We start from the raw sequence: 20,584 nt of genomic DNA, 5'->3' as shown, positions 1-20,584 counted from the left end.
ATGGAGGATAAAAGCCAGTTTTATCAGTTGCTGAAGTCTGTTCGCAGGCAGCTCCTAATCAAAAGGACGGCGGTGGAAATCCACTATTGGCTGCTAGCTGCCTCAGTCTTCTCAGTGCTGCTCCTATTGGCGGCGCGGGTTTTGGTCATTCCTTTCTACCATGAAATGCTTTGGATTGGCTGCCTCCTCCTTCTACCGATATTTGTTTTTCGAATTTGGCGGAATCGGCCGGGGTGGAGGGAAGCTGCACAGCTATTTAACGCGTATATTCCTGAAGACCGCGTCATAACAGCCCTATCGTTTATAGCTGAAGACGGGATGCTTCAGAAATTGCAGCTTGCTGAAGCACTCACCTTGATGAAAAAGGAACAGCACCGTGTCTTGGCACGGAAAAAAGGCTATTTATTACCAAAGTGGCTCTTGATTGCAGCGGTTTTCATTTGTCTCTCAGCACTACTTAATTTTTTGCCCAATCAAAATCAGCAATTAGCGGCAAAAAAGGAAACGGAAATGGCGATCATGAAGAAGGTCGAAAAGAAACTGGAAGAAAAGGCAAAAAAGGAACAAAGCAAGGAAATGAAAAAAGCGCTGGAAAAAGCACGGGAACTAATGACAAAAACCTCCAACCCTAAAGAAGCATTATCGGCGTTAGCTAAACAAAAAAAAGAGCTGGAACTAAAAGCCTTAAAGGAACAGGAAAAACAAGAAAACTTCCAAGCATGGCAGCAGGAATTGAAAAATACTAATCTAAATAAATTGGCGGCTGCCCTGGAAGCGAAGGATGATAAAAATATCCAAAAAGAACTGGAACAGTTAAATAAAAAATATGGTTCATTAAATGAAAGTCAAAAGAGGGCACTCAGCAGGATGAGTGGTTCAGATAAAAAGCTTTCGGAAAAAGAATTAGCAGAACTCACGAAGAAGATTTCCGAAGCACTAAACTCAGAAAATAAACTGACGGAACTAGCTGAAGCAAAAGCTGCACTTGGTGAGGCAGCTAAAAGCCTGCAAAGCGAAATGCTAGCCAACGGAATTCAGTCCGAACAACTCGCCGTTAGTCCATCCAGTCAGCCTGAGGGAGGAAAGTCAAACGGCCAAAACAACAAAAATGACAAGCCCTCAAGCGCTTCAAATGGAAGCGGCCAAGGACATCAGCCCTCAGGAAATGGATCACCAGGAAATGGTTCGCAAGGGAATGGAAATGGCTCTGGAAACGGAAATGGGGCAGGTACTGGCCAAGGCTCAGGAAATGGAGCGGGAGCCGGTACCGGCAATGGCGGTGGCAGTGGTGCCGGGCTGGGACAGGGTTCCCGGCAACTGCTTACAATTCCAGAGAAATTAGCCGGTAAAAACAATCTTGAGACAGATTCCGGAATGATTGGAAAGGGCAGCCCGACAGAACAGTTTGCAGGCAATGGCCCGATTTTAAAAGGGCAGCTTCGTTCCTACCAGGAGGTATATGGGAATTATGCAGATGCCTATCGAAAAAGTACTGATCGGGTAAAACTCCCTGCTGATTTAGAAGAAATCGTCAAAAACTATTTTTTATTGCTTGATCCCAATAAGGAGTGACAATATTGACTGAATTAAAAGCGAAAGAGAATCAATTTATCACAGGAGCCGAACAGCTTAAGTCGGTAAAGCAAGAGCTGATGAATTTTATTGTCGGTCAGGAGGAAGTGATTGACCAGGTACTGTGGAGCATTTTCTCTGGTGGCCATGCATTATTGGAGGGTCTCCCGGGTCTCGGGAAAACGATGCTTGTCAGGTCGATTGCGGCATGCCTGGATTTATCGTTTAATCGAATCCAATTCACCCCTGATTTAATGCCATCCGATATTACTGGTACGATGATTCTGCAGCCCGGAACAGATGGCAGGCAGGAGTTTGCCTTTCATGAAGGGCCATTGTTTGGCCATATCATTTTAGCTGATGAAATAAACCGGGCCACTCCTAAGACACAAAGCTCTCTTTTAGAGGCGATGGCCGAACAAACGGTAACGGTTATGGGCAGTACAAAACAGCTTTCCAAGCCCTTCTTTGTGCTGGCAACACAGAATCCGATTGATATGGAAGGCACCTACCCGCTTCCAGAGGCACAAATGGACCGGTTTATTTGTAAAGTTCATGTCGACTATCCGACCAAAGCTGAACTAAAAGAGATTGCCTTAAGAACGACAGGTGTGAAGGTTCCTCAATTAAATAAAATTTTAGGGTCATCAGACGTTTTAGCCTTGCAGCAGCTCTCGAAGGAAATTTTAGTATCAGATGATTTATTAAATGCAGCTGTGTCGATGATTGATGCTACCCATCCGGCTTCAGCGGATGCACCTGAAAGGATAAAACAATATGTTCAATTTGGGAGCGGCCCCCGGGGATTACAAAGTCTTATCCAAATGGCAAAAACGAGAGCACTATTTGCGGGCAGATACCATATTTCAATCGGCGATTTAAAGAGGACGGCCATCCCTGTCTTAAGGCACCGTCTTTTATTGAATTTTGAAGGAGAGGCAAACGGTGTGACACCGGATGACCTGATTGCTGATGTATTGGAGCAGGCTGGAAAGGATGTTAGTCAGCGATGACAGCCCAAATGCATTCCATGCTTTCACGACTGCAAAAACGGAGATTGATGGTGAAAACCCGGAGGCGCGGCGCTCATAAAGGTGGGAGGACGGCGAATAAATTTGGTGCTTCCCTGGAATTTTCTGATTTTCGTCTTTATCAGCCCGGCGATGATGTCCGCCAAATAGACTGGAATATTTACGGTCGAACGCAAAAGCATTATATTAAACGGTTTTTAGATGAACAAGAATTAGCAGTTACCGTTTTTTTGGACGCTTCGAGTTCGATGCATGCGATCCCTTCAAAATGGAAAAGAGCAAAGGAGCTCGCTGCCGCCTTTAGTTATATTGCTCTAAGCGGTGAAGATCGCTTGTCGTTCATTCCTGTTTCGTCGTTGTCGTACGCAAAGGCATACAGAAAAGGGTCTGTATATGGTAAAACTGTATTTTTTGAAATCCTCCAGTTACCAGAACAGCAAGCAGCAGGAACATTTACGGACAACTTTCAAAAAAACAGCTTGAAGAATAATCAGCTGGTGATTCTTATCACGGACGGTCTTGAGCCGCTTGCATCGTTTGAAGCGCTTTTTCGATTGATTGCTGCCGCTAAACAGGAGGTTAAACTAATCCAACTATTGAGCAGGGAGGAACTCGACCCGAGTTATTCGGGCGATGTAAAATTAATTGATAGTGAGTCCAATGAAAGTGTGAATGTCACGATGAGTGATTCGATTCTCGTAAACTATCGAAAGCAGGTAACAGAGCATAATCGCAGGCTTGAAGCGTTATGCCGCCGATTTGGGTTCAGTTATTTATTAACGGCAGATGATGCTGACCTAAATGATTTTTTGTTTCATGAGTGTTCTCTGAAAAGAATCCTTTATTAACCAGAGGTGATGAAGATGTACTTTGCTAACGGATTGTTTTTGATACTTGTCATTTTTATCGCCTTGGTTGTGTTATTATACTTTTTCCGCAAACAATACAACGCGGTCATCAACCCAGCTAATCTCCTTTGGCAGCAGGCTATGAATGAGTGGAATGCCTCGCCCTGGATTCAAAAATTACAGCAAAATCTCTTGTTTTGGCTGCAAATCGCTGCCCTTACATTATTAATGCTGGCGCTGGCAAAACCGATATGGTTCTCGGAGGGGATAAAGGGAGAACAAATCATTTGGATTGTAGATACATCGGCAACAATGTCAGCGCTGAAGGCGGACAAGCCGCTCATCGAACAATCTAAACAACAGATGAAGCAAATGGCCGAGCGCTTAACTGGTCAGGAAGTAACCGTGATTATTGCCGGTGCAAAGCCGAAAATCCTATTGAGCAGGGAAACCGATGCAGCCGTGATTCAACGGGAGATAGCCAGGCTTACTGTTACATACGAACATGAAAATATCGAAAAGGCCGTAAAGCTTGCAGAATCACTAGTACACAATAAAGATACGGTGATTCATTTGTTTTCTGATACTGTGAAAAAGGCAGACCTGAAAGCAGACCTTACTAATATCCCCTATGAGATTCACAATGCTGCCGGCATCCAAGATAACGTCGCCATCCTTTCATTTGGAGTTGCGGCTAAAGAAAAACGAATTTCCGGACTTGCCGTTTTGGAAAACCAAGGGAAGAAGTCGGTAACATTTCCCTTTGTCATTACCAGTGAGGAGTCGGTTGTTTTTCAACAAGACGTAACGATTCCAGCCGCTCAACAAGTGGTGGTGAATATCCCCAATTTGCCGGAGCACCGCTTTTATCAAGCGTCGATAAAAGCCGGGGATCATTACGCGGCCGATAATGAATTAACAGCTGTTTACTCAGACTTGAATCCAACCATCGATGCACTTGGCGACGTGAATCCCTTTTTTATTAAGGGACTGGAAACCTTGGGCATCAAGACAGTCCAGCTTGATGCAAAAAACTCTCTAGGATCAATGGAAGGTGGAATCATACTTACAGAAGGTCTGCCCGTCAATGAATTGCCGAAAAGGCCGGTTATTTACATTAATAAATCCAAAAATCAGGATGAACTTATTGAACTAAAGGAACCAATCATGAGCAAGGACTCGCCGCTCATCGAATATGTTGATATCGGCAAAACCTACATAAAATACGCGTCAAAACCGATAAAGGGAGATTGGGAAAACATTGTAACCAGCGGCGAACATCCGCTGATTCAAACGGGAACAATGAATGGACAGCCGGTTATCCTGATGAATTTTTCGCTTGAGAATACCGATTGGCCTTTGCACCCAGGGTTTCCGATTTTTCTCTATAACAGCTATCAGTGGCTGTCAAAGCAAACCGGCTTTCTTGGCTATTTTCAGCCTGGTGAGGAGAAGTGGCTTCAGCTTGATCAGAAGAAATCTGTGTTGGAAATCTTTAATTCCGCGGGAGAAAGCTTAACATCTATCAAGTTAAATACGGAGAATTTTAAAGCTCCCTATAAACCGGGAATCTATCAAGCCGTAGCTGACGAGCAAGTGTATTATTTCTCTGTTCTGCTCGATGATCGCGAAAAAAAACCGGAGACAGCCAAGTCGTTTAAATTGAATCATTCAACGGCAAAGGATACTGAACTGGCCTTGAAGCCAAATGAATCATTATGGTTTTGGCTGACGCTTATCGTGCTAGCACTGCTTATGGTGGAATGGGAGGTATATCGAAAATGGCTATAGAGCTTAAATATCCCATCCTTCTACTATTAATAATACCGGCTTCTTTTCTGATTTATCGATATTTTAAACAAATAAGTGCTTCAATTAGTCCAGAAAAAGTGGTGATTGGCTGTCTAAGAGCGTTTCTGTTTTTCTTGATTATTTTTGCGCTGACGATACCGCAAATTTTGCTGCCAATCAAAGAGGAAATGATTATTTTTCTTGTAGATCGCTCTGCAAGTTTTGAAGATGCAGAAACTGGGGTAATCGAGTGGCTTGACGAAAGCAGCCAATCAAAGAAAGCTAATCAATCATTTGCGGTAGCATCGTTTGCTGATGGTGCGCTTGTCGAACAATCGCTGTCAAACAAAAAAACAGTGTTAGATCAATTTAACGGGAAAGTGAAAAATGGTGAAACCAATCTCGAAGAGGGAATTGGCTTCGCTGCTTCACTGCTGAAACAAGAGCAAAGCGGCCGGATTGTCCTTTTATCCGATGGAAATGAAACGGCTGGTAATAGTAAAGAGGCTGCCAAACTGTTAAAAAATCAGAGGCTTGAGTTAGATTATGTCCGATTCAAGCAAAAGTTTCGTGAGGATATGGCCATCACGAGACTGGATGTGCCTCCCACTCTCTATGAGGGAGAAAAGGCAAATATAGCAGTTTCAATTGCGAGTAACGTCGAAAAGACAGCTGATTTAAGAATCTCCTTAAACAACAAAGATATTCTCCATGAGAAGGTTACTGTAAAAGAGGGGCAAAATGAGTTTTCCTTTTCAGATAATGCCGCCGAGCCAGGAATGTCGATTTATAAGGCTGAGATTGCCGCAGAAAAGGATACCTTTAGCGAAAATAATACCCTTTATGCGGTCACAAATGTCAAGGGAACACCAAGAGTACTCGTCGTTCAAGGGAATCAAGACGACCCATTAGCGCAAATTCTACAAGCCTCAGGGTTAATCGCCGATAAGCTGATTCCCGAGAAGCTTCCTACAACCTTAGCGGGATTTTTGCAATACCAATCGATTATTTTTAACAATGTTCCCGGAACAAAGGTCAGCGAACAGCAAATGAATTTAATTGAAAAAGCAGTTAAAGAATTTGGTACAGGCTTTGTGATGCTCGGTGGAGAGGACAGCTTTGGCCTCGGGGGCTATTTTAAAACACCAATTGAGAAATTGTTACCTGTCGACATGGACATTAAAGGAAAAAAAGAGATGCCCTCACTTGGATTGGTAATTGTTATTGACCGGTCTGGAAGTATGAGCGGCAATAAACTGACATTAGCGAAGGAAGCGGCAGCACGATCGGTAGAGTTATTGCGGGAAAAAGATACGCTCGGCTTTATTGCCTTTGACGACCGCCCGTGGGTGATTGTGGAAACCGCACCGCTTGAAAACAAGAAAAAAGTTATTGAAAAAATCCGCTCTGTTTCAGTAGGCGGCGGGACGAACATTTACCCCTCACTTGAAAAGGCTTATCAAGAGCTAAAGGATTTAAAGCTGCAAAGAAAACACATTATTTTGTTAACGGATGGACAGTCAGCCACTGGCGGTGATTATCAAACGCTTATTTCAGAGGGTAAAAAAAATAATATAACATTGTCAACGGTTGCTTTAGGATCGGATGCCGATCGAAACCTGTTAGAAGATCTTGCCGGTCAGGGGAGTGGACGATTTTACGATGTAACCGATGCGTCTGTTATTCCGAGCATTCTTTCAAGGGAAACCGTTATGACAACAAGAACCTATATTGAAGACCATCCTTTTTATCCTGTTGTACAGCCTTATCCAGAATGGACAGCCATTTTTGATCAGGGAATTCCAAAAATGAATGCCTATATCGCGGTAACCGCGAAAAATAGGGCGCAGGTGCCGCTTATAAGTGAAAAAAAGGATCCGGTTCTTGCCGAATGGCATTATGGCTTAGGAACCACCTTAGCGTTTACGTCTGATATGACGGGAAAATGGTCTGGTGACTGGGCTAAATGGGCAAATTGGCCGCAATTTTTGAATACACTTGTGGTCAAGTCGCTGCCGCAATATGACAGCGAGCCGTTCCGTTTTACAATCGAAAAGGAAAATGGCAATACGGTGATCCATTTAAAAACGGCGGATGGCCAATTTCTTCCACTTGATGTATCTGTTGTTTCACAAAATGGTACGGTCATTGACACCAATTCTAAGCCGACAGCTCCAGGTGAATTTGAAGTGAGTTTTCCAAATAAGCCCGGTATGTATTTTTTACGGGTGAAACAGACGACTGGGGACTCTCAGGATAAATTATTTCAAACAGGCTTTTCGGTTCCCTATTCGGATGAATATTTGTTAAAAGCGACCAATAGTGATTTATTAAAAGAACTGGCGGCTCTTACTGGCGGAAAAGAACTGCAGGCGGCAAAGGAAGCGTTTCGCCCGTTACAACAAAAACCAAAACGCAAAGAACCAATTAGTGAACAGCTTTTACTAGCTGCCTTCTTTCTTCTAGTGTTCGAGATTCTAATTAGGAGATTAGGCTTCCAGCCATTTCTATCTTTGCTGCACCTGCTAAAGAAAACCTCGAAAAAAGGTGAACAGGAAGGCACAGAAGTACTAATGCAGCTTTCAAGGGCGAAGGCAAAGGTGAAGACGAGGGTTGAAAGTAAACGAGAGGTAACAGAATCTAAGCAAGAAAAAATGAAGGAAAAGCTGCGGGAACTTTCGCTGCCAACACCAGCGAAGAAGCAGAACAACGTACCGCCTCTGTCCCCTGAAGAAAAGGAAGAACGAATGAAACGTTTGCTTGAAGCAAAGAAAAGAAAGAAGTAATATATAGAGGGAAAGTGAAGTAATGTCTTTTCTAATAGTCCCTCAATGTAAAGGTATTTTCTTGACAGAAATAATATGACTGTGTAAACTACTCTTGTAAAGGCTTTTCACTTAACATAGGTATTGGAGGGAACCCGTGCATGATGCTTGAAAAGACAACACGAATGAACTATCTTTATGATTTTTACTATTCGTTGTTAACACCAAAGCAGCAAAGCTACATGTCTCTCTATTATTTAGATGATTACTCCCTTGGAGAAATTGCCGAAGAGTATGACGTAAGCCGTCAGGCCGTGTATGATAATATTAGACGGACGGAAGCAATGCTCGAGGAGTACGAGGAAAAGCTGCAGCTATTCCAGAAATTTCAAGAGCGCGCAAAACTAATTACGCACATAAGAGAATTGCTTAATGAGGAGAACCCTTCAAAGCAGGCACTGTTAGAAACTGTTGCCGAGCTTGAGAAATTAGATTAGGAGGCGGCATGAATGGCATTTGAAGGATTAGCCGACCGACTGCAAAATACCATCCAAAAAATCCGTGGAAAAGGAAAGGTCTCGGAAGCGGATGTAAAAGAAATGATGCGCGAAGTCCGCCTTGCGCTGCTTGAAGCTGACGTAAATTTCAAAGTTGTGAAAGACTTTGTGAAGAAAGTCAGCGAACGTGCAGTAGGGGTGGAAGTACTAAAGAGCTTATCTCCAGGTCAGCAAATCATTAAAATTGTTAATGAGGAATTGACCGCATTAATGGGAGGCGAGCAAAGTAAGATTGCAGCATCAAACCGTCCGCCAACTGTCATCATGATGGTCGGGCTCCAGGGTGCTGGTAAAACAACGACAACTGGTAAGCTTTCGCTCCTGCTTCGAAAGAAGTATAATCGCAAACCATTGCTAGTTGCCGCGGACATTTACCGTCCGGCTGCAATTAAGCAGCTGCAAACTCTCGGCAAACAATTAGACATGCCGGTTTTTTCTCTCGGCGATCAAGTGAGCCCTGTTGAAATTGCTAAGCAGGCAATTGCAAAGGCAAAAGAGGAGCATCATGATTATGTCCTGATTGATACCGCTGGCCGTCTACATGTCGATGAAGCGTTAATGGGCGAGTTGAAGGACATTAAAGAATTAACCAAACCAGATGAAATCTTCCTTGTTGTTGATGCCATGACGGGGCAGGATGCTGTCAATGTGGCCCAAAGCTTTAATGAACAACTTGGTTTAACCGGCGTTGTCTTGACGAAGCTAGACGGTGATACTCGAGGCGGGGCGGCACTCTCCATTCGCGCCGTTACCCAAACGCCGATTAAATTTGTCGGTCTAGGCGAGAAAATGGATGCCTTGGAACCGTTTCACCCGGAACGAATGGCCTCAAGAATTCTCGGCATGGGCGATGTGCTGACCCTGATTGAAAAGGCACAAGCAAATGTTGACGAAGAAAAGGCGAAAGAGCTAGAGCAGAAAATGCGGACAGCAACATTTACGCTGGAGGATTTTTTGGAACAGCTCGGCCAGGTCCGTAACCTCGGTCCGCTTGATGAATTATTAAAGATGATGCCTGGTGCGAACAAAATCAAAGGTTTAAATAACATGCAAATCGATGAGAAGCAAATTGCCCATGTGGAAGCCATCATTAGGTCGATGACCAAGGCAGAAAAAAATAATCCTGAAATCTTGAACTCCAAACGCAAAAACCGGATTGCCAAAGGCAGCGGCCGAACTGTCACTGAGGTGAACCGTCTGCTCAAGCAGTTCGAAGACATGAAAAAAATGATGAAGCAAATGACAGGTATGCAGCAAAAAGGCAAGAAAAAAGGCGGGTTTAAATTTCCATTTAAACCATTTTAGCTTGTTTTATTTTGCGAAATTATTGGAAATAATGACTGTAAAGAAAAAACACTTTACAAACTAATAAAGAATTGATATTATACTATCTTGTGTGAAACTATTCGGAGGTGCTTATTTAAAATGGCAGTTAAAATTCGTTTAAAACGTATGGGAGCTAAAAAAACTCCTTTCTATCGTATCGTAGTAGCAGATTCTCGTTCTCCTCGTGACGGACGTTACATTGAAATCGTTGGAACTTACAACCCTGTAACGCAGCCGGCTAAAGTAGAAATTAACGAAGAATTAGTTCTTAAATGGCTAAAAGATGGTGCAAAACCATCTGATACTGTTCGGAACCTGTTCTCAAACCAAGGCATCATGGAAAAATTCCATAATGCAAAATTAAGCAAGTAATCGCAGGATGAAGGAACTAATCGAAACGATTGTTAAGCCTCTTGTTGATTTTCCGGAAGATGTTCATATAAATGTCACGGAAGACGATTCACGAATTACCTATCTGCTTTCTGTTAACAAGACAGACATGGGAAAAGTGATTGGCAAACAGGGGCGTGTTGCAAAGGCCATTAGAACTGTTGTATATGCAGCGGGATCATCACAACAAAAGAAAATTTTTCTAGAAATTGGTGAATAGCTTTTTGCATCTAGATAAAAGGGAGGAATAAATATCCTCCCTTTTTTGCTATAAAAAATGCAAAAGGGGGCCAAATTATGCAAATAATCCAAACCGTTATCGTTAAGCAATTATTAACAGAAAATAGCAAACAACAGCTTTTCAATGGTTACCATTCAAAGAAGCTGCAGCTCCAGAAAGAGTGCGATCAGCTTCAATTTGAATTAAAACGGTTAGAAAAGTCCAAAAACCTTTCACCGGGGACATTGAGAAAACAGTTTGAAAAAGAAATTCAAATGCGTAAAGAAAAAATAAGGCTTCTTGAGTTTCAAGTGGAACAATTACATATCCTACCGTTAGGCAGTGAAATAAAGGAAAAGGAAGTTCAATCCCTTGTAGAAATAAACGTTGGTGATAAATGGGATGAACAGCTTGGACAATCCGAAATTATCGTAAGCGACGGTATAATAGTTGAAATACGCTAAAGGTGTGAAAAATATGGAAAAATGGTTCAATGTTGGGAAAATCGTCAATACACAGGGAATAAAAGGTGAAGTGCGAGTCATTTCAAAAACGGACTTCCCTGAGAAACGCTATAAAGCTGGAAATGTTTTATTTTTATTTATGCCTAATTCAAATACGCCAATTGAACTAACAGTCAAAAGCCACAGGACCCATAAAAATTTCGAATTACTTACATTTGAAGGGTATAATAATATCAATGAAGTTGAAAAGTTTAGGGACGGGATATTGAAAGTGCCGGAATCACAGCTTGGCACATTAGCAGAAGATGAATTTTATTACCACGAAATTATCGGCTGCCTTGTTTCAACAACTGAAGGAGAGGAAATCGGAAAAATAGCTGAAATTCTCTCCCCTGGTGCCAATGATGTTTGGGTGGTTAAAGGAAAAGGCGGTAAGGAAGTCCTAATTCCGTATATCCATGAGGTAGTCAAAAAAGTAGATGTACAAGAAAAAATCGTTATCATTGAGCCAATGGAAGGGTTACTTTCATGATGCAGATTGATATTCTTACCTTATTTCCAGAAATGTTTTCCGGGGTACTGGGACAATCGATTTTGCAAAAAGCAGCTGAGAAAGCAGCGGTCAACTATAATGTCGTTAATTTCCGTGAATATGCCGATAACAAACATTCTACGGTTGATGACTATCCATATGGCGGCGGGGCTGGCATGGTATTAAAACCACAGCCAATCTTTGATGCTGTCGCCGCTCTGAAGGAAAAGGCCAAAAGCAGCAAACCAAGGGTGATTTTGCTTTGCCCGCAAGGCGAACGCTATGAGCAGCGAAAAGCGGAGGAACTGGCAAATGAAGAGCATTTACTATTTATTTGCGGCCATTATGAGGGCTATGATGAACGTATCCGTGAGCATGTGGTGACGGATGAAATCTCGATTGGTGATTATGTCCTGACTGGCGGCGAGCTTGGAGCAATGGTCGTGATCGACAGTGTGGTCCGCCTTTTACCGGAAGTATTAGGAAATCAGGAATCACATATGAAGGATTCGTTTAGTACGGGGCTCTTAGAACATCCACACTACACTAGACCCGCAGATTTTCGCGGTATGAAGGTCCCTGATACATTGTTGTCGGGAAATCATAAATTAATTGAAGAATGGCGGAATAAAGAGGCATTACGACGTACCCTTTTAAGACGTCCTGATTTATTGGATAAAATAGAACTCACAGCGGAACAAGAAAAATGTCTGGCAGAAGTAAAAAAAGATTGCGAGTAATATTGCGAGCCTGCAATAATTATGGTATGATACTACTTGTGACTTGAGCTGATATGTTTCAGTGATAGTCTTATAACGATGTTCCGCTGCAGGGTATAAGGTAATTAATGTGCATGAGCATCTGTTGGAAGGAGTTGAAAACGATGCAAAAATTGATTGAAGAAATCACAAAAGAACAACTTCGTACTGATCTTCCTACGTTCCGTCCTGGTGACACTGTACGTGTACACGTTAAGGTTGTCGAGGGTACTCGTGAGCGTATTCAGTTATTTGAAGGTGTTGTGATTAAGCGTCGTGGTGGTGGAATTAGCGAAACTTTTACAGTTCGTAAAATTTCTTACGGAGTAGGCGTTGAGCGTACTTTCCCAGTACACACACCAAAAATTGCGAAGCTAGAAGTACTTCGTCGCGGTAAAGTTCGCCGTGCTAAGCTTTACTACTTGCGTAAACTTCGCGGTAAAAAAGCAAGAATTAAAGAGATCCGCTAATATGAAAAGGAAAGAGCTTGCTTTAGGAGCAGGCTCTTTTTTTTAATACATATCTTCTTCTCTGATAGAAAGAATAATCATATCGGACTCCCCGAATTGTTACTGTTTTTTTAACTATTTATTAAAGTTTGATTAAAAAAGATAATCCCATCGTGTTAAATTTGTTTAAGTTATGTAAAATAGGCTGTATATGAGTTTTAATAATGATTGGTGGGGAAAGTATGACAAAAAAGAAAAATGAACTATGGGAATGGACAAAGGCCCTGTTGATTGCTGTAGCCTTGGCAGCGGTTATTCGCTACTTTCTTTTTGCTCCAATTGTAGTCGATGGGCTATCGATGATGCCGACATTGAAAGACCAAGATCGAATGATTGTTAATAAATTCAGTTATGATATTGGTGAGCCGAAGCGGTTTGATATCATTGTCTTTCATGCACCTGAGAAAAAGGATTACATTAAGCGTGTGATTGGTCTTCCTGGTGACACGGTTGAGTATAAGGATGATACGTTATATGTTAATGGTAAAGCATATAAAGAGCCTTATTTGGATCAATATAAGAAAGAGGTAGAGGATGGACCGCTTACCGCTTCCTTTACGTTAGAAGAAACCATGGTCGGCCGTAAAACGGTTCCGAAAGGTGAATTGTTTGTCATGGGAGATAATCGCCGCTGGAGTAAAGATTCTAGACACATCGGAACGATTCCAATGAGTAAGGTTATCGGCAAAACAAGTGTCGTCTATTGGCCGATTAAAGATGCACATTTTGTTACAGCGAAATAGAACTTACTATCCAGCTTCAGCGCCTAGCCCCTCGAGGTCATAAGCTAATCCGTCATGAAGGTTAAAAAGCAACCTTCCTGCCGGCTTATCTTATGCTTGTCGGGGCTGGTCAAGGCGCTTACGCTTTTAGAGGAGGTGGCAGCTTTGACGATCCAATGGTTTCCTGGCCATATGGCCAAGGCTCGCAGAGAGGTCACGGAAAAGTTAAAACTGGTTGATATTATTTTCGAATTGGTTGATGCAAGAATTCCGTATTCCTCGAGAAACCCGATGATTGATGAAATTATCCAGCATAAACCAAGATTAGTCTTGTTAAATAAAGCGGACATGGCAGATAAAGACGTGACAAGGGAATGGATTGCCCACTTTGCGGATAAAGGGATAAAAGCCCTGGCAATAAATTCTCAGGCTGGAGAAGGAATGAAAACGATTGTCCAAGCCTCACATGAAATTCTAAAAGAAAAATTTGATCGAATGAGAGCAAAAGGCGTTAACCCAAGGGCGATTCGTGCGATGATTGTTGGCATTCCTAATGCAGGCAAATCGACACTTATCAATCGCCTCGCCAAAAAAAATATCGCAAAGACAGGCAATACACCGGGGGTAACGAAATCGCAGCAATGGATTAAAGTTGGCAAGGAAATGGAATTGCTTGATACTCCAGGGATATTATGGCCAAAGTTTGAAGACCAAGAGGTTGGGATGAAACTGGCTATCACAGGAGCGATTAAAGATACATTATTAAACCTCCAGGACCTGACCGTTTACTCACTTAGATTTCTAGAACGTGCCTATCCAAAGCGTTTAAAAGAACGTTACAATCTGGAGATTCTACCAGATAACGTTGTCGAAATGTTTGACCATATAGGTGAGCTCCGCGGCTGTCTTATGGCTGGGGGCATCGTCGATTATGATAAGGTATCGGAATTGGTGATAAGAGAGATTAGGTCGGAGAAATTTGGCCGGCTTACGTTTGAACGACCTGCCGATGTAATGAAGGAATAATGAAACTGCATGAAGCTCTCCTGAATGGGGAGCTTATTTTTGAGCCAATCGGAGTGGAAAACGTTCTCATTAACTATTTCTTTCATTTTTTTTACTTTTACCAGCATTTATCTCTGGTTACATTGGAGCTATTTTCGTAAAATTAGTTTAACGACTAAGATTTATTACTTGATAAAGGAGCGTACTTAAATGAAATATCGTTCAGCATTTGATATTATCGGTCCGGTTATGATTGGACCGTCAAGCTCTCATACAGCAGGTGCAGCGCGCATTGGCAGGGTTGCTAGGACTTTGTTTGGCAAACTACCGAAAAAGGCGATTATCTCATTATACGGTTCATTTGCGAAAACATATAAGGGTCACGGAACAGACTTTGCGATTGTTGCAGGCCTCTTAGATCTGGATACATTTGATGAAAGAATGCCTAAATCATTGGCAATAGCAAAGGACCTTGGTTTAGAGGTTGTGTTTCAGACGGAAGAAGCCGTAACCGATCATCCAAATACCGTTAAAATAAACCTATATGGCGGGGACGAAGAACTTGAGTTAGTCGGGATTTCAATTGGCGGCGGAACCATTGAAATTACTGAATTAAACTCCTTCCCGTTAAAGCTGTCCGGCGAGCATCCCGCTATCTTGGTTGTCCACCAAGATCGCTTTGGAATCATTTCAGCAGTAACTAGTGTATTATCAAAATATCAAATTAACATCGGCCATATGGAGGTTTCAAGATTGGACAAAGGGGAAATGGCCTTAATGGTCATTGAAGTCGACCAGAAAATTGAGGATATGGTGATAGAGGAATTAAGTAATCTTGCAAATGTATCGAAAATTATTCGGATGGCTGAATAGATTAATCAACATCAGGAGGTATGATCATGTTTCGAAATGTAGCGGAGCTTGTCCAACTTGCAGAAACGAATCAAGTAAAAATCGCGGAAATCATGATCCGTCAAGAAGTAGAAGTATCGGGTCTTACGAGAGAAGAAGTAATCGCGAAAATGGATAAGAATTTAACGGTAATGGAACAGGCGGTGGAAAGAGGTCTTAAGGGTGTACATTCCCATACAGGCCTTACCGGAGGTGACGCCGTGCTCATCCAGAACTATATTAAAAGCGGGAAGGCACTTGGGGGTACAGTTCTATTAGATGCGGTCAGTAAAGCAGTGGCAACCAATGAAGTGAATGCCGCAATGGGCGTAATCTGTGCGACACCAACAGCAGGTTCAGCGGGTGTAGTACCAGGGACTTTATTTGCCGTAAAAGAAAAATTGCAGCCAACCAGAGAAGAAATGATTGAATTTTTGTTTACAGCAGCAGCCTTCGGTTTCGTAGTCGCAAATAACGCCTCCATTTCTGGTGCCGCAGGGGGATGCCAAGCAGAAGTAGGCTCTGCCAGCGGAATGGCAGCGGCGGCGATTGTAGAATTGGCTGGCGGCTCTGCACGGCAGGCTGCAGAGGCGATGGCTATCACGTTAAAGAATATGCTTGGTTTAGTGTGTGACCCAGTAGCAGGGTTAGTGGAAGTCCCTTGTGTAAAACGGAATGCAATGGGCGCATCCAATGCCATTACGGCTGCGGATATGGCACTTGCCGGTGTAACAAGCAGAATTCCTTGTGATGAGGTCATTCACGCCATGTTCTTGATCGGCCAATCGATGCCTTCTTCGTTAAGGGAAACTGCTGAGGGCGGACTTGCTGCGACACCGACAGGCAGAAGACTTGAACAAGAAATATTCGGCAGCGGAAACACCGTTAAACTTAAAAATCTGATTATATCCTAAACGGGTGAAAAAATGAAGGTACTAACAATTGCAGAAGCAGCAAGACAATTAGAAAATAGTAAGGATGAAAATGACCCGTTTTTGAAACAAATCCTTCAAGATGAGCGCAAGGGTGTTCAACAGTTGATAGAGAAATGGCGCAAGAAGATCGCGGAGGAACAACGGTTAAAAGAAAGATTCCTTGAAATGAGCACCTATGAAAATAAATGGCGTTCCAGTGGCTTTGAATTGATTGCAGGTATCGATGAAGTCGGCAGAGGTCCGCTTGCAGGTCCGGTTACTGCGGCCGCTGTCATTTTGCCTGCTGACTTTTTCTTGGCTGGGATTGATGATTCTAAAAAACTAACTGAAAAGAAACGCCTGGAATACGATGCCATCATTCGCAGAGAAGCACTGGCATTTAGTGTATCTATGATTGATGCAAACGAAATTGATGAAATCAATATTTATGAAGCGGCAAAAAAAGCAATGAAAGCAGCAATCGTATCGTTACAGCCTAAACCGGATTTTTTGCTGATTGATGCAATGAAGCTAGAAATTCCCTACCCATCAGAATCGATTATTAAAGGGGATGCAAAAAGTATTTCCATCGCAGCTGCTTCTATTATTGCAAAAGTGGCAAGAGACAAGCTGATGAAGGAAATTTCGCTAGAATACCCGAGCTATCATTTTCAACAAAATATGGGGTATGGGACAAAGGAACATATAAATGCGATTCAGCAGCATGGAATAACTCCCTATCATCGAAAAAGCTTTGCACCAATCAAGGATATTATCAAAATATAATTTTTTTGCATATTGGTGGACAAGGTATCTGTCATTATATAAAATGAAAACGGAGTCAATTTTTAGAAGAGTAAGATTTAGGAGGATGGGAAATGAATATCCATGAGTATCAAGGGAAAGAGATCCTCAAGCAATTCGGGGTAGCAGTTCCAAACGGCAAAGTGGCATTCACTGTTGAAGAGGCAGTGGAAGCGGCAAAAGAATTAGGCACTAAAGTGTGTGTCGTAAAAGCGCAAATTCACGCAGGCGGACGGGGGAAAGCCGGTGGTGTTAAAGTTGCGAAAAACCTTGATGAGGTTCGTACATATGCGAATGAAATCCTTGGAAAAACCTTGGTAACACACCAAACGGGACCTGAGGGTAAAGAAGTAAAACGTTTGCTTATTGAAGAAGGCTGTGACATCAAAAAAGAGTATTATGTTGGTTTAGTATTAGACCGTGCCACTTCACGTGTTGTTTTAATGGCTTCGGAAGAAGGCGGAACGGAAATTGAAGAGGTTGCTGAAAAGACTCCGGAGAAGATCTTTAAAGAAGAAATCGACCCAGTGATTGGCCTGCAGCCATTCCAGGCACGCCGAATCGCCTTTAATATCAATATTCCAAAAGAGTTAGTCAATCAAGCGGTAAAGTTCATGACAGCTTTATACAATGCCTACATTGAAAAAGACTGCTCGATTGCCGAAATTAATCCACTTGTTGTAACAGGTGATGGAAAAGTTATCGCGTTAGATGCCAAATTAAACTTTGATTCCAATGCGTTATATCGTCAAAAAGATGTACTAGCGTATCGTGACCTTGAAGAAGAGGATGCCAAAGAAATCGAAGCATCTAAATATGATTTAAGCTATATTTCCTTAGATGGAAATATCGGCTGTATGGTTAATGGTGCCGGTCTTGCGATGGCAACAATGGACATCGTTAAGCATTACGGCGGCGACCCCGCTAACTTCCTTGATGTTGGGGGCGGTGCTACAGCTGAAAAGGTTACTGAAGCATTCAAAATTATCCTTTCTGATCCAAACGTAAAAGGTATTTTCGTAAATATCTTCGGCGGAATCATGAAGTGCGATGTTATCGCAGAGGGTGTAGTAGAAGCGGCTAAGCAGGTTGGTCTAAGTGTTCCACTTGTTGTTCGTTTAGAGGGAACAAATGTTGACTTAGGGAAGAAAATCCTTGCTGAGTCAAGCATTGACATAATTGCTGCTGAATCCATGGCTGACGGCGCACAAAAAATCGTTGCATTAGTGAAATAGGATCGATAAGAAAGGGGAATTAACGTGAGCGTTTTTATTAATAAAGATACAAAAGTTATTGTTCAAGGGATAACTGGTTCTACAGCCCTTTTTCATACAAAACAAATGCTTGAATACGGTACACAAATAGTTGGCGGTACCACTCCAGGAAAAGGCGGCATGGAAGTTGAAGGTGTGCCTGTATTTAATACAGTGAAGGAAGCAGTGGAAACTACTGGCGCTACAGCATCCGTCATTTACGTTCCGGCTCAGTTTGCAGCAGATGCCATTATCGAAGCCGTTGATGCAGAATTGGATTTAGCTATTTGTATTACTGAACATATCCCAGTATTAGATATGGTCAAAGTAAAGCGTTATATGGAAGGCAAGAAGACTCGTTTAGTTGGTCCGAACTGCCCAGGTGTAATCACTCCTGATGAATGTAAGATTGGCATCATGCCTGGATACATCCATACTAAAGGCCATGTTGGCGTTGTTTCCCGCTCTGGAACTTTAACATACGAAGCGGTTCATCAATTAACACAAGCTGGTCTTGGGCAGACAACAGCAGTTGGTATTGGCGGCGATCCTGTTAACGGGACAAACTTTATCGATGTGCTAAAAGCATTTAATGAAGACCCTGAAACATATGCTGTTATCATGATCGGTGAAATTGGCGGAACGGCTGAAGAAGAGGCGGCAGAATGGGTAAAAGCAAACATGACAAAACCTGTTGTCGGCTTCATTGGCGGACGAACTGCGCCTCCAGGAAAGCGCATGGGCCATGCCGGTGCCATTATTTCTGGCGGTAAAGGTACTGCAGATGAAAAAATCCGCGTCATGAACGAATGTGGCATTAAGGTAGCTGATACACCATCTGTAATGGGTGAAACCTTAATTGAAGTATTAAAAGAACAAGGTTTATATGAAAAGTGTAAAACACACTGAAAATCGGAAGGCTTCTTAAGCCAGACACACTAATATTTTACATCAAGTTAATACTGATAGTCCCTCATAATTGAGGGGCTATTTCTGCATGTATAATAAATATTAAGGAGGATTAGTTTAAGATGGATGACTTTAAAGAAAAACTGATTCATTTGCTTCATTACCCAAATATCTCATGGAGTACTGTTTTTCAAATGTTAAAAAAAGACCCGACGCTCCAGTCCTTGTACAGGCTCCAAACCCAATTGCCACAGCAGATTTCCTTGTTTTCACCCATTAACCGCGATAGCTCCTTAGCCAAATCTTCTATTATATCTCTTCATCCTGAAATGATTCACGAACAAATTCGCCAATACGAGACCAATGATATTAACGTCATTACGATTATAGATAAGGAATATCCTCGGTATTTAAAAGAAATTTACCAGCCGCCCTGGGCCTTATTTGCGAAAGGAGATCTTTCACTGCTTGATAGAGAACCAAAACTTGCCGTGGTAGGATCTCGCCAGGCGACACCATATGGAAAAAATGCTATCAGGTTAATCTTCCCAGAGTTAATTGACAATGGCGTCCTCATTGTCAGTGGTTTGGCCAAGGGGATTGATGCGCTAGCGCATGAATATGCAATAAAAAATGGCGGGAAAACAATTGCTGTTATTGCGGGTGGTTTATATCATATTTACCCAAAAGAAAATATGGGAATTGCATTAGAAATGATGAAAACACAGCTAATAGTCTCTGAATATCCTCCGGACACAAAGCCGCTCAGATGGCATTTCCCGGCACGGAATCGTATCATTAGCGGTCTATCAAATGGGACATTTATTATAGAAGCAAAACGAAAGAGCGGTTCGTTGATTACGGCAAATTATGCGGTTAACGAGGGGCGAGAAGTGTTTTCATTACCAGGAAGCATCTTTAATCCTTATTCCATTGGAGCAAACGAATTGATTCAACATGGGGCAAAACTAGTGACTAGTGCTAAAGATATTCTAGAAGAAATAAGGTAAAACCGAGAATTAGCTAATAATCTTTAAAATAAATTAGCAGATTTAGCAGGTTTTTTCTGAATATGTGGAGAAATTAGCTTAAAAAGGTTGCAATAATTTCTATTATGTTATACATTTTCCAACAGATGTTCGAAAAATAGAATATAAATATAAAGAATAAATAAACTTGTAATTAACATATATTATGAAATTTTGGGATAGGCAGTTTTGTAAAGTATTTTCTCCGCTCCAAGTTGTTATACTGGGATTTAGGAAAACTTATCAAATCATAAGCATCTTAGAAACGGGATTCACCGAATTCAAGGGCTTTCAC

Annotated in this window: 21 protein-coding genes; all 21 read left to right on the top strand. The window is 42.1% G+C overall.

Annotation, left to right across the window (positions count from 1 at the left end; translation table 11 throughout):
- The 21 genes from ACIQCO_RS02160 to dprA all read left to right on the top strand — a co-directional run bounded on the left by ACIQCO_RS02160 (nt 1) and on the right by dprA (nt 20,271).
- Nucleotides 1-1,572 carry a hypothetical protein gene (locus ACIQCO_RS02160; protein ID WP_400425353.1) on the top strand — a complete coding sequence of 524 codons (1,572 nt, stop codon included), beginning with the start codon at nt 1-3 and terminating at the stop codon, nt 1,570-1,572.
- A gap of 5 nt (nt 1,573-1,577) precedes the next feature.
- On the top strand, nt 1,578-2,585 hold the full coding sequence (locus tag ACIQCO_RS02155) for an AAA family ATPase (RefSeq protein ID WP_400425351.1): 1,008 nt from the start codon (nt 1,578-1,580) through the stop codon (nt 2,583-2,585).
- A complete protein-coding gene (locus ACIQCO_RS02150) occupies nt 2,582-3,451 on the top strand; it encodes a DUF58 domain-containing protein (RefSeq protein ID WP_400425349.1) in 870 nt (289 codons plus the stop codon). Before ACIQCO_RS02155 ends, ACIQCO_RS02150 begins: the two co-directional genes overlap by 4 nt.
- A 9-nt stretch (nt 3,452-3,460) precedes the next feature.
- On the top strand, nt 3,461-5,242 hold the full coding sequence (locus ACIQCO_RS02145; RefSeq protein WP_400425346.1) for a vWA domain-containing protein: 1,782 nt from the start codon (nt 3,461-3,463) through the stop codon (nt 5,240-5,242).
- Nucleotides 5,233-8,028: a VWA domain-containing protein gene (locus tag ACIQCO_RS02140; protein ID WP_400425343.1), complete on the top strand. Its 2,796-nt coding sequence runs from the start codon at nt 5,233-5,235 to the stop codon at nt 8,026-8,028. Before ACIQCO_RS02145 ends, ACIQCO_RS02140 begins: the two co-directional genes overlap by 10 nt.
- 143 nt (nt 8,029-8,171) lie before the next feature.
- Nucleotides 8,172-8,504 (top strand): putative DNA-binding protein, encoded by a 333-nt coding sequence (locus tag ACIQCO_RS02135; RefSeq protein WP_400425912.1) that lies wholly within the window; start codon nt 8,172-8,174, stop codon nt 8,502-8,504.
- Between the two features lie 12 nt (nt 8,505-8,516).
- Complete coding sequence (gene ffh, locus ACIQCO_RS02130; protein WP_400425341.1) at nt 8,517-9,869, top strand: signal recognition particle protein; 1,353 nt, start codon at nt 8,517-8,519, stop codon at nt 9,867-9,869.
- A gap of 120 nt (nt 9,870-9,989) precedes the next feature.
- Nucleotides 9,990-10,262: a 30S ribosomal protein S16 gene (gene rpsP, locus ACIQCO_RS02125; protein ID WP_024030223.1), complete on the top strand. Its 273-nt coding sequence runs from the start codon at nt 9,990-9,992 to the stop codon at nt 10,260-10,262.
- 7 nt (nt 10,263-10,269) lie between these two features.
- Complete coding sequence (locus ACIQCO_RS02120) at nt 10,270-10,500, top strand: KH domain-containing protein (protein WP_400425338.1); 231 nt, start codon at nt 10,270-10,272, stop codon at nt 10,498-10,500.
- Between the two features lie 77 nt (nt 10,501-10,577).
- Nucleotides 10,578-10,964, top strand: coding sequence for a YlqD family protein (locus ACIQCO_RS02115; RefSeq protein WP_400425335.1), 387 nt, complete (start codon nt 10,578-10,580; stop codon nt 10,962-10,964).
- Nucleotides 10,965-10,977: 13 nt separating this feature from the next.
- On the top strand, nt 10,978-11,496 hold the full coding sequence (gene rimM, locus ACIQCO_RS02110; protein WP_400425332.1) for a ribosome maturation factor RimM: 519 nt from the start codon (nt 10,978-10,980) through the stop codon (nt 11,494-11,496).
- Nucleotides 11,496-12,236, top strand: coding sequence for a tRNA (guanosine(37)-N1)-methyltransferase TrmD (gene trmD / locus ACIQCO_RS02105; RefSeq protein WP_400425910.1), 741 nt, complete (start codon nt 11,496-11,498; stop codon nt 12,234-12,236). Before rimM ends, trmD begins: the two co-directional genes overlap by 1 nt.
- Nucleotides 12,237-12,379: 143 nt before the next feature.
- Nucleotides 12,380-12,724: a 50S ribosomal protein L19 gene (gene rplS, locus ACIQCO_RS02100; protein WP_066085305.1), complete on the top strand. Its 345-nt coding sequence runs from the start codon at nt 12,380-12,382 to the stop codon at nt 12,722-12,724.
- A gap of 221 nt (nt 12,725-12,945) precedes the next feature.
- Nucleotides 12,946-13,506: a signal peptidase I gene (gene lepB / locus ACIQCO_RS02095; RefSeq protein ID WP_400425329.1), complete on the top strand. Its 561-nt coding sequence runs from the start codon at nt 12,946-12,948 to the stop codon at nt 13,504-13,506.
- Between the two features lie 144 nt (nt 13,507-13,650).
- Nucleotides 13,651-14,511 carry a ribosome biogenesis GTPase YlqF gene (gene ylqF / locus ACIQCO_RS02090; RefSeq protein ID WP_400425326.1) on the top strand — a complete coding sequence of 287 codons (861 nt, stop codon included), beginning with the start codon at nt 13,651-13,653 and terminating at the stop codon, nt 14,509-14,511.
- Nucleotides 14,512-14,700: 189 nt separating this feature from the next.
- A complete protein-coding gene (gene sdaAB, locus ACIQCO_RS02085) occupies nt 14,701-15,363 on the top strand; it encodes an L-serine ammonia-lyase, iron-sulfur-dependent subunit beta (RefSeq protein ID WP_400425324.1) in 663 nt (220 codons plus the stop codon).
- A gap of 26 nt (nt 15,364-15,389) precedes the next feature.
- Nucleotides 15,390-16,295: an L-serine ammonia-lyase, iron-sulfur-dependent, subunit alpha gene (gene sdaAA / locus ACIQCO_RS02080; protein ID WP_400425321.1), complete on the top strand. Its 906-nt coding sequence runs from the start codon at nt 15,390-15,392 to the stop codon at nt 16,293-16,295.
- Between the two features lie 12 nt (nt 16,296-16,307).
- Nucleotides 16,308-17,081 (top strand): ribonuclease HII, encoded by a 774-nt coding sequence (locus ACIQCO_RS02075; protein WP_400425318.1) that lies wholly within the window; start codon nt 16,308-16,310, stop codon nt 17,079-17,081.
- A 92-nt stretch (nt 17,082-17,173) separates the two neighbouring features.
- The gene (gene sucC, locus ACIQCO_RS02070) at nt 17,174-18,334 is read left to right on the top strand and encodes an ADP-forming succinate--CoA ligase subunit beta (RefSeq protein ID WP_400425315.1); all 1,161 of its coding nucleotides are present in this window, start codon (nt 17,174-17,176) and stop codon (nt 18,332-18,334) included.
- Nucleotides 18,335-18,358: 24 nt separating this feature from the next.
- Nucleotides 18,359-19,261, top strand: a complete 903-nt coding sequence (gene sucD / locus ACIQCO_RS02065; RefSeq protein ID WP_400425313.1) for a succinate--CoA ligase subunit alpha — start codon at nt 18,359-18,361, stop codon at nt 19,259-19,261.
- Between the two features lie 122 nt (nt 19,262-19,383).
- Nucleotides 19,384-20,271, top strand: coding sequence for a DNA-processing protein DprA (gene dprA, locus ACIQCO_RS02060; RefSeq protein WP_400425310.1), 888 nt, complete (start codon nt 19,384-19,386; stop codon nt 20,269-20,271).
- The last annotated feature ends 313 nt before the right edge of the window (nt 20,272-20,584 follow it).

The sequence above is a fragment of the Neobacillus sp. NPDC093127 genome (assembly GCF_044754175.1).
In the GTDB taxonomy this organism is placed as follows: Bacteria; Bacillota; Bacilli; order Bacillales; family Cytobacillaceae; genus Neobacillus.
The sequence above is the reverse complement of the archived record's forward strand: the minus strand, read 5'-3'. Positions and strand labels throughout refer to the sequence as shown.

Excerpts from the sequence above, each read along its gene's own strand:
- ACIQCO_RS02160 (WP_400425353.1), top strand. The coding sequence starts at position 1 with ATGGAGGATAAAAGCCAGTTTTATCAGTTGCTGAAGTCTGTTCGCAGG.
- ACIQCO_RS02150 (WP_400425349.1), top strand. The coding sequence starts at position 2,582 with ATGACAGCCCAAATGCATTCCATGCTTTCACGACTGCAAAAACGGAGA.
- ACIQCO_RS02145 (WP_400425346.1), top strand. The coding sequence starts at position 3,461 with ATGAAGATGTACTTTGCTAACGGATTGTTTTTGATACTTGTCATTTTT.
- ACIQCO_RS02140 (WP_400425343.1), top strand. The coding sequence starts at position 5,233 with ATGGCTATAGAGCTTAAATATCCCATCCTTCTACTATTAATAATACCG.
- ACIQCO_RS02135 (WP_400425912.1), top strand. The coding sequence starts at position 8,172 with ATGCTTGAAAAGACAACACGAATGAACTATCTTTATGATTTTTACTAT.
- ffh (WP_400425341.1), top strand. The coding sequence starts at position 8,517 with ATGGCATTTGAAGGATTAGCCGACCGACTGCAAAATACCATCCAAAAA.
- rpsP (WP_024030223.1), top strand. The coding sequence starts at position 9,990 with ATGGCAGTTAAAATTCGTTTAAAACGTATGGGAGCTAAAAAAACTCCT.
- ACIQCO_RS02120 (WP_400425338.1), top strand. The coding sequence starts at position 10,270 with ATGAAGGAACTAATCGAAACGATTGTTAAGCCTCTTGTTGATTTTCCG.
- ACIQCO_RS02115 (WP_400425335.1), top strand. The coding sequence starts at position 10,578 with ATGCAAATAATCCAAACCGTTATCGTTAAGCAATTATTAACAGAAAAT.
- rimM (WP_400425332.1), top strand. The coding sequence starts at position 10,978 with ATGGAAAAATGGTTCAATGTTGGGAAAATCGTCAATACACAGGGAATA.
- trmD (WP_400425910.1), top strand. The coding sequence starts at position 11,496 with ATGCAGATTGATATTCTTACCTTATTTCCAGAAATGTTTTCCGGGGTA.
- rplS (WP_066085305.1), top strand. The coding sequence starts at position 12,380 with ATGCAAAAATTGATTGAAGAAATCACAAAAGAACAACTTCGTACTGAT.
- lepB (WP_400425329.1), top strand. The coding sequence starts at position 12,946 with ATGACAAAAAAGAAAAATGAACTATGGGAATGGACAAAGGCCCTGTTG.
- sdaAB (WP_400425324.1), top strand. The coding sequence starts at position 14,701 with ATGAAATATCGTTCAGCATTTGATATTATCGGTCCGGTTATGATTGGA.
- sdaAA (WP_400425321.1), top strand. The coding sequence starts at position 15,390 with ATGTTTCGAAATGTAGCGGAGCTTGTCCAACTTGCAGAAACGAATCAA.
- ACIQCO_RS02075 (WP_400425318.1), top strand. The coding sequence starts at position 16,308 with ATGAAGGTACTAACAATTGCAGAAGCAGCAAGACAATTAGAAAATAGT.
- sucC (WP_400425315.1), top strand. The coding sequence starts at position 17,174 with ATGAATATCCATGAGTATCAAGGGAAAGAGATCCTCAAGCAATTCGGG.
- dprA (WP_400425310.1), top strand. The coding sequence starts at position 19,384 with ATGGATGACTTTAAAGAAAAACTGATTCATTTGCTTCATTACCCAAAT.